4 protein-coding genes are annotated in these 5,879 nt (G+C 59.4%); 3 read left to right on the forward strand and 1 reads right to left on the reverse strand.

From position 1 onward, the window contains the following. From QZY48_RS14830 to QZY48_RS14840, 3 genes are all read left to right on the forward strand, one after another. The coding region (locus QZY48_RS14830; protein WP_295432082.1) for a TRCF domain-containing protein at nucleotides 1–1,471 on the forward strand (1,471 nt) is incomplete at its 5' end. Nucleotides 1,472–1,793: 322 nt separating this feature from the next. Further along, on the forward strand, nucleotides 1,794–2,852 hold the full coding sequence (locus QZY48_RS14835) for an AAA family ATPase (protein WP_295432083.1): 1,059 nt from the start codon (nucleotides 1,794–1,796) through the stop codon (nucleotides 2,850–2,852). Then, nucleotides 2,849–3,667 carry a DUF4435 domain-containing protein gene (locus tag QZY48_RS14840; protein WP_295432085.1) on the forward strand — a complete coding sequence of 273 codons (819 nt, stop codon included), beginning with the start codon at nucleotides 2,849–2,851 and terminating at the stop codon, nucleotides 3,665–3,667. Before QZY48_RS14835 ends, QZY48_RS14840 begins: the two co-directional genes overlap by 4 nt. A gap of 146 nt (nucleotides 3,668–3,813) precedes the next feature. Here QZY48_RS14840 and QZY48_RS14845 read toward each other — a convergent pair whose 3' ends face one another. After that, on the reverse strand, nucleotides 3,814–5,550 hold the full coding sequence (locus QZY48_RS14845) for a hypothetical protein (protein ID WP_295432087.1): 1,737 nt from the start codon (nucleotides 5,548–5,550) through the stop codon (nucleotides 3,814–3,816). Between the last annotated feature and the right edge of the window lie 329 nt (nucleotides 5,551–5,879).

Below are 5,879 nucleotides of genomic sequence, written 5' to 3' on the forward strand. Positions count from 1 at the left end.
CGTGCCGACGACACTCCTGGCACAGCAGCACTTCGAGACGTTCGCCGACCGCTTCGCCGACTGGCCCGTGAAGATCGAGCTGCTCTCGCGCTTCCGCGCGGGCGCGCAGTCGAAGATTGCGCTGGACGGGCTGGCGTCCGGCAAAGTGGACATCGTCGTCGGCACCCACCGCCTGCTGCAGCCGGGCGTCAAGTTCAAGGACCTCGGGCTCGTCATCATCGACGAGGAACACCGCTTCGGGGTGCGCCACAAGGAGCAGATGAAGTCACTGCGCGCCGAGGTCGATGTCTTGACCCTCACCGCCACCCCCATCCCGCGCACGCTCAATATGGCGATGTCGGGCCTGCGTGACCTGTCCATCATCGCCACCCCGCCGGTCGAGCGCCATCCCATCAAGACCTTCGTCAGCCCCTGGAACGATGCACTCATTCAAGAGGCCGTGCTGCGCGAATTGAAACGCGGCGGTCAGGTCTATTTCCTCCACAACGAGGTGGAAACGATCGAGAATCAGGCCCAGAAGCTCGAGGCCCTGATCCCCGAGGCCCGCATCCAGGTCGCCCACGGCCAACTGCGCGAGCGCGATCTGGAGCGCATCATGCGCGACTTCTATCACCAGCGCTTCAATGTCCTGGTGTGCACCACCATCATCGAGAGCGGCATCGACGTCCCCAGCGCCAATACCATCGTCATCAACCGCGCGGACAAGCTGGGGCTGGCGCAACTGCACCAATTGCGCGGCCGGGTCGGGCGCTCACACCATCGCGCCTATGCCTATCTGATCACGCCCCCACCCAAGCAGATGACCGAGGACGCCAAGAAGCGCCTGGAGGCGATCGAGTCCATGGAAGACCTGGGTGCCGGCTTTACGCTCGCCACCCATGACCTGGAGATCCGCGGTGCCGGTGAACTCCTGGGCGATGAGCAATCCGGCCAGATCCACGAGATCGGCTTCTCGCTCTATATGGATCTGCTGGAGCGGGCGGTACAGGCACTCAAGGCCGGGCGCACCCCCGAACTCGATCGGCCCCTGGACCATGGCGCCGAGATCGACCTGGGGCTGCCCGCGCTGCTGCCCAGCGATTATCTGCCCGATGTCCATACGCGACTCGTCATGTACAAGCGTATCGCCAGCGCCAAGGACCAGGAGGCCTTGCGCGAGATTCAAGTGGAAATGATCGACCGCTTCGGCCTGCTGCCCGATCCGGCCAAGAACCTGATGGCGATTACCGAGATCAAGCTCACCGTCCAGCCCTACGGCATCAAAAAGATCGAGGCCGGTCCCGCGGGCGGGCGGGTCATCTTCGGCAGCGATACCAAGGTCGACCCGACCCGACTGATCAAGCTCATTCAGACCAGGCCGAAGGAATACAAGTTGGACGGTGGGGACAAGCTGCGCTTCTTCCGGGACCTGTCCGACCCCACCCAGCGCATCGAGCAAGTCGGCCGGGTAGTGGAGCAGTTGCTGGGCTAGCCCCAAAGACCGAACGTCGAAGCGCTTCCGTAAAGGTCGCGCAGCGACGCTGTGGGAGCGGCTTCAGCCGCGACGGCCCGCGCAAACTACCGTCGCCTCGTCGCAGCGCAAGCCCTCCCACGCCGGACTTTTTCATCGTCCGCGGCGCCTGGCCATGTCCCCGCCCGCGCGCTGAACCCGCGTGCCTGGCGGAACGCATCGGGCCAGGCAACCGGAGGTCGAGGCTTCAGCCGGTCGAGACCCGACTCAGACGGGTTGGCCTCGCCCTTGCGTGACTTAACGGACTACACTCACCCAACAGCTCCACCGGCGACTGAGCCCCATGAAGATCCGCTCCATCCACACCCAAGACGCCGGTCCGCTCGCCAGCCAAGTCTTCGATCTCAAAGACTCCTGGAGCGACCAGATCGCACCGCGGGTGCTGTTCAGCGGCCCCAACGGCACCGGCAAGTCCGTCATGCTGCGTGCCACCGCCACCCTGTGGGGAGCCTTCGGCCATTGGCTCCATGCGCGCAGCCCACTGCCGGCCCGTACCAGCGACCACGACTGGTTGCGCCAGTGGGGCGGCTTTGCGCTGGTCTTGGAGCAAACGCCCTGCGGGGCCTCGCCCCTGGTCCTGGTCCACGGCACCAGCGATTTTGTCGACACCCTGGACCGGCGCTATCCCGATCACGCCTTAGTCGGCGAACGCGTGCCCCGCTCCGCCAACGGACGCTCAGCGAGCCGCGAACTGATCTGGCGCCCGCAGGGTCTTCGGCTGGACGACTGGGCCGAGGCACGTCACCGAATGCTCGTCTCCCCCGCGGGCGGCGGATCGCCAAACCTCATCTTCCTGGACGCCGAAGAGCGGCGGTGGGTGAAGCCACGCCGCGGGATGGGAGAGATCAAACCGGACGATCTGGGGCAGCGCTGGCTCGCCGGCTACCACGCCTCCGAGCAGTGGGAGGGCCAGTTGGAAGCGTCGCTGCTGGCGTTGAAGGCCGCGGCACCGGAACGCTTTTTCGGCCTGGTGCATGACATGAACGGATTCCTCTCCGGCAAGGCGATCCGCACTGAGGTCAGGGTAGGTGAAAACCGCATTCGCGTCACACTCGACGACCGCGCGGACAGCGTCCATGGTCTCGATGATCTGAGCGCGGGCGAACATCAGGTATTGATCCAGATCTACATGGTCGGTCGCTGGCTCGAACCCGGCGGCATCGTCCTGATCGACGAACCTGACCTGCACCTGCACCCGTCGCTCATCCCCGGCTTCCTCTCCCGGTTAGAGCAGATGGTTACCGCGCGCGACGGGCAACTGTTTATCACCTCCCACGTTCCGGATATCTGGAGCCGTTATGAGGCACTCGGGCAGCGCATCCTGCTCGGAGCACCGGAGTGAACATTAACGAAATCCGGGACCGAATTCGCCAAGAGTTTGTTGGCGCGCAAGAGAAGCGCGTATTCCTGGTGGAAGGCAGCGATGATGTCACCGCCTGGCAGATCTTGCTGAATCGCTTTGTCCCAGACTGGGAAACCCATTGGGCCATTGCTCAGGCAGGCAGCAAATCGCAGCTCCTGCGTCTCTTGGACTTGGAACCCCATTGGCTCGGTCTGGTGGACCGCGACGAATGGGATCAAACCGTCATCGAAGCGAACACGCGCAAGCGATCCAACCTGCTGGTACTGCCGCGCTTCTGCCTTGAGAACTATCTGATCGACCCAGGCGAGCTGTGGCCAGCCATTCCAGTAGTCCAACAAGAGACCATCACAGGCGGCCAAGCGACCCTTGAAACTGTGCTCCATGCGCAACTGGATCGCTATATCCGCCACGGCGCACTCTGGATGGTGGTCACCCCGCTCTGGACCGGACTGCGCGCCTTGGGATTCAAAGAGGCACTGGCGTCCGAAGATAGCCTGGAAACCGCACAGGATGATGACGAGGTTCGCCGCATTCTGCGCGACTGGGATGAGTTACTCGACCCGGAGCGCATCTTCGCCGACTTCGAGACCCAACTCGCACGCACTCGCGCCGCACCGGTCAGTCAACAGTATGCGCAATGGGTCCACGGCAAGTATTTCTGGCAGCAAGTCGTGAGTCCCGCCATGACCAAGCTGTTTGGGCAGATGTCCGAGGCAAGACGCCGTATTGAGATACTTCGCCAGATCCCAAAGCCGGCCGACCTGCAACCGGTCTTTGACCGCCTCGCGACCTGAAGCCGGTCACCGCTCCTGCCGCAGCGCCTTCGCGTGTCCTGAACCTCGATACCCTCAGCGCTTGCGCAACATCGGCGACGAGGTCTTCCTGCCGGGCTGTCTGAGGATCGGCGTCGAGGAGGGATGCGATACCCGCAGCCTCAACTTCAACAGAACCGTCTCAATGCGAACTTGGCAATCTCCGCACAGCGAAGCTCAACATATATTTTGAATAGCGGGCTGGGCCCGGCCCCGAGTCTAATGATCTCCTGACCGACTTTCTCGATTTGTATCAAGGAAGGCGCATTTGGATTGTGGTTGCAAGTGCCGCCGGTATAGTGCGTCGCCTTGATATTCGGGTGATCATTTCCAACAACCACATTACAGTTACCCCACAATAGCGCTTTATTTCCTATACGCTCCAGCATGCTGCGCTGGAACTGTGTCGGATCGCGAAAACCCCATTGGGGAAATGTCTGTCCGCTATTGACAATTGTTTCTTCCCAAGCGGCCGGAAGAATATGCTCAAGCTCGATACCACTCTGTTGCGCGAGGCAGCCAATAACTCCCGGAAGCACTTTCTGGCCGCCTGCCCTAGCAATCAGGTGTCGCTCCCATTCATACAACAGATAATATTGCGACACCGGTGCGTTTCGATTGCACAATTTCTCGATGTACCATGAGTCGTAAGTGCCCCCCTGGTTACAGAACGCATACCACGATGAAACGAAGTCGCCGGGATTATACTGAGGCGTGAATGTGGCGGCACATTGGTGAGTAAACCCTGCCCGCGGGTTTGAGCCTTCTTTCCACGCCAGGACTGCGATTCTTTCGATGGCTTCGAGCATGGATTTATCACGACTGACCAGTTGCCCGGACTCGGTCAGGTTATTGCAGTTGTTGCGGGACCCTGCCTCTAATTCATCGTAATAACTCTGCAATGCGCCATTGGCGTTGCCCCCCAGTCCGGCGATCTCATTTTTTTCGACCTGCAGTAGACTACAGATGGGCTGGGCCAGAAGCGGATTCACCGCAAATGGGAATGTGTGGCGGTCATGCCACTCGAAGCGAGGGTGCAGTTGCCGAAACATGAGCAACAGCGCCAGCAAATGATTGGGCAACTCCAGCCTGACAAGAAGCGAGTGGTAGTCGCAAAAAAGCGTGGAAGTTCCCGGAAAGTGAATCGATGGCTGTTGTGCCTGCTGCGCAGCGGGTTCAAGGTATTCAGTGCAAAGATGGTTTAACTGTAAGTGGATTTGTTGTGCCGCAGCAACCCAACCAGAAACGTCCGCTGCGGGGTCAGAGGCAATAAACCACTCGTAAACTTTTTCGGCGCTGAACCAAACCTCGTGCTGCGGTCTTGTCATATCCAACCAATGGTAGAGCAGTTGCGCCAGGAAGTCTTCAGCCTCACCCAAGCCCTTTTTCAGGCCAACATGAACGCATGAATCGGCTAGCCGGTATAGGTCGCCAAATACGCCATGGATTGGCACGGTAAGATGAAAATTACCTATGGCTACGGCCCGTTGAAGCCAAAGGGCCTTCAACTTCTCCAGAATCGTCAGGGCCTTGCCGCGATCATTCAGAGTAATAAAAGACGTTAAGGCATACTGTGTATCGAGTTCTGTGAGACCCATTTTTATATTATGCGCTGCAGCCAGACGCGCGGAAGGCGCGATCACAGGCAGAAAGAAGTAGTCTAACAGCAGAAGAACTGCGTCTCTAAGTCGGCGTGATGATGGGCAGTGCAGGGCTAATGGCAATCCAGCAACATGCGATCGAATTTGCGTAGCGCCGATCGCTCCTGGATTTTGGGAAAATAGCCAGTCAACAAGAACTCTAAAGAAGGTATGATCTCCATTCGTTCCAAGAATGATTCGAGGCAAGAAGTCATTACCGACCAATCTAATTTGAAACAAGTTGGGAAACGGTCTCATAGGGATTGCTGGACACAGCAGTTCCTGCAAAATCGACAGCAGATAGAGCGTTACAAGGCGTTGCTGGCCATCAACGACCGCGTAGGTTTTACGAATCCAAGGTGCTTGTCTGATTGCGGTCAGAACATCAGGAGTTTCCTGATCAATAAAATTGAAGGTGATTAGCGTCGAAACTCAGCCGGCGATCGGTCGGCGGTCGTTAGCCTCACAAATTTGAGCCTGGGGGTCCATACTTAAGGTAACCCACCGGCGAGGACGCGGCCATGCCCCAGAATCCGATCCAGTTCCAGCCCGGC

It is taken from the genome of uncultured Thiodictyon sp., assembly GCF_903828115.1.
GTDB lineage: Bacteria > Pseudomonadota > Gammaproteobacteria > Chromatiales > Chromatiaceae > Thiodictyon.

Coding starts and splice junctions, on each gene's coding strand:
- QZY48_RS14835 (WP_295432083.1), top strand. CDS start 1,794: ATGAAGATCCGCTCCATCCACACCCAAGACGCCGGTCCGCTCGCCAGC.